The organism is Methylobacterium phyllostachyos, assembly GCF_900103445.1.
GTDB classification, from domain to species: domain Bacteria; phylum Pseudomonadota; class Alphaproteobacteria; order Rhizobiales; family Beijerinckiaceae; genus Methylobacterium; species Methylobacterium phyllostachyos.
Genome location: NZ_FNHS01000041.1, coordinates 1 through 2,424 on the forward strand (window position 1 = coordinate 1; position 2,424 = coordinate 2,424).

The 2,424-nt window shown below is 64.6% G+C and carries 2 protein-coding genes; one reads left to right on the plus strand and one right to left on the minus strand.

All coding sequences use genetic code 11. The features are described 5' to 3' along the window. Nucleotides 1-52: 52 nt before the first annotated feature. The gene (locus BLQ49_RS29430; RefSeq protein ID WP_167627827.1) at nucleotides 53-1,483 is read right to left on the minus strand and encodes a hypothetical protein; all 1,431 of its coding nucleotides are present in this window, start codon (nucleotides 1,481-1,483) and stop codon (nucleotides 53-55) included. 310 nt (nucleotides 1,484-1,793) lie between these two features. On the opposite strand from BLQ49_RS29430, the gene BLQ49_RS30920 reads away from it, so the two are divergent. Continuing rightward, nucleotides 1,794-2,036 carry a helix-turn-helix domain-containing protein gene (locus tag BLQ49_RS30920; RefSeq protein ID WP_425284041.1) on the plus strand — a complete coding sequence of 81 codons (243 nt, stop codon included), beginning with the start codon at nucleotides 1,794-1,796 and terminating at the stop codon, nucleotides 2,034-2,036. Nucleotides 2,037-2,424: the final 388 nt, after the last annotated feature.

Here is a 2,424-nt window from a genome sequence, read left to right on the forward strand (position 1 = left end):
CCCCGACGGTTTCTCGGCCATGTCCGTCTCCCGCAGTGCCGCCACCGCAGGATCAGAACGCCCAACGCCCTTCAAAGTGCCCAGGTAGTGCTAGGCCGAACTCAAGCGCACGTCTCACCCAATCAGGGGCATTGGCAGAGGAACCGCCCTCGCCCCAAGCCGAGACCGGGCCACCACCGACGTGCATGTTGGTTCGGCCGCCCATGTAGCCGGGACCGGCGCCGATGCCCGTAGCCCCGTGCGCGACGGCGCTCCGCAAGAACTTCTCCATCAGAGGCCGATCCGCCTCGTTGGTCATGTCGAGGTATCGCTTCTTGCCGTCCTCGCCCACGGCGAAGATGCGAAGGTCAGCCGCGTTGCCATGGTCGTGCCGATGACTGCCGGTGCGGTGCGGACCATCTTCGTCTTGGCCGCCGGAGTACACGTCCACGTTGACGCCAGTTGCCTTCGCGGCGGCCACGAGCTGCGCGTGCAAGGCGCCCGCGATAGCCTGATTGCGGACGGATCCGCTCTGGATCTGATTGAGACCGCCAACCCCGTTGACCGGCGGGACATCGCCGGGAACCTGCGTCGGCTTATAGCCGCTGTTTCGCCAAGACGGATCTGCATTCTGCAGTCCTCGATAGCCAAACCATTCGGAACCTGGATTGTAGCTCGGGTCAGCCGCAAGCCGCTTTTTGATATGCTCTGCGGCCCACCGGACCTGATCGGGAATGGTCTTAGGATCGTGCAGATCCAAGCCCGTTTCCTTCTCAAACTCGGCACCAAGCCCGCGTCGGCGGTTGAGTTGGAACGGGCCGTAGCTGTCTTCTTTGCTGTCGGATTTCACGTCGTACTTATCGGTATGCAGCGACTCGCCGGCTCGGATGCCGTGAAGAATACGGGGATCAATCCCAGCCCTCTTGGCTTCCGCCTCATAGAGCGCGGTCAGACTGCCGGCGGCGCTGCCGCTTGGCGTACCGCCAGCCGGTGATGGTGCGTCTTTACCGCCAGCCCAACGCGGCGCACGGCGCTGCCACCAGTTGCGATCATCCTGAACAGAACCGGGGCTGCCGTCCCCGAAGGATCCATCGCCCGCCGAAGCACCGGAGCGGTTGCCGAAGGTGTTATGCACCCAATCCCGATAGCCCGTGACAAGGCTTCCCATGCCCGGCACGGCCTCGCGGTTGAGCAGGCCAGTCATCTTGAGCAATCTCTCAATAGCCAAGACGCTGCGCTCAACCGCTCCTGCAAACCGCTCGGTTCGCGTCACGATTTCGTCCCAACGCTTCACGAACTCGTCACCGTCGCTCCCGGTCACGCTCTCGATCATGGCGCCGATCTTCTCGGCCACTCGGGTCCGCCGCTGAAGCCGTCCACCGTCGCGGCCAAGGGCTTCGATAAGCAGCTCGTGGACCGAGGCATCGAGCTTGCCGGCATCGGCTACCGGGTGAAGTGAGGGCAGGCCGATGCGCCATCTGGGCGGATGCACCGAGTGCTTCACGATCTGGCGGGGATGCCGTTGCCCTCTCCGGTGCGAGGGATGCGGCGCGGGCTATCGTGATGATGGCAACAGCAACTGCGGCACGCCGGGGTGCAGGGCTGGGCAGAGCCGCCAATGGGCGATGCAGGCGAGGTGGGATGTCGAGCTTGAGGCAAGCCGCGCCGCGATCCAGTGCGAACCGGTAGAGGCATCGCCGGCCGGACCCGAGATGGCATCACCACCCGTTACCCCATCGGCACCCGAGCCACCGGACGATCAAAGGGGGTCGCAAAGCGCTACCCCCTCGCCGGCTGATGAAGGTGGGACCGTGATGACCCCTCCCCCGTCCAAGTCTGCCGCCAGCCGCCGCTCTGCCGTGAAGGTCCATACCGGCCGGCGCACCCCTCAGCCGAGCAAGCCCGCACACCGTCTCGTGGCCGAGCGCCGTGCCGCCGTCGAGGCATTGCTAGCAGAAGGCCTATCGGATCGGGAGATCGCCCGGCGGGTGCAGGTCTCGCCGTCAACGGTGTCTACCGTCAGGAAGGCTCAGGAAGCCGCCAAAATTGGCGCGTGAGGCCCGTCTCATAATTCTGTGAGCAAGGCACAGGATTTCAGCTGGCGGCCGTCCTGAGCCAAATCTGGCGATCTGAGGCCAATGCCGTGATATCCGGCATTCCTTACGGCCGCGATGACGGCCTTACAAAAATCGGCGAGCCGCCCGGCCGAAGCCTCCCGATGACTGCCTGACAAAATTCGAGTCCCGCCCGGCCGCCGGCCTCGCGTACCAGCTACCAAAAACGATCCTCGCGGGGCTGCCTCCGAAAACTCCGGAAATCTGTTGCTGCGCGGCCAGCGTCGATCCCTTTTCTAGCACTACCTGGGCACTTTGAAGGGCGTTGGGCGTTCTGATCCTGCGGTGGCGGCACTGCGGGAGACGGACATGGCCGAGAAACCGTCGGGGC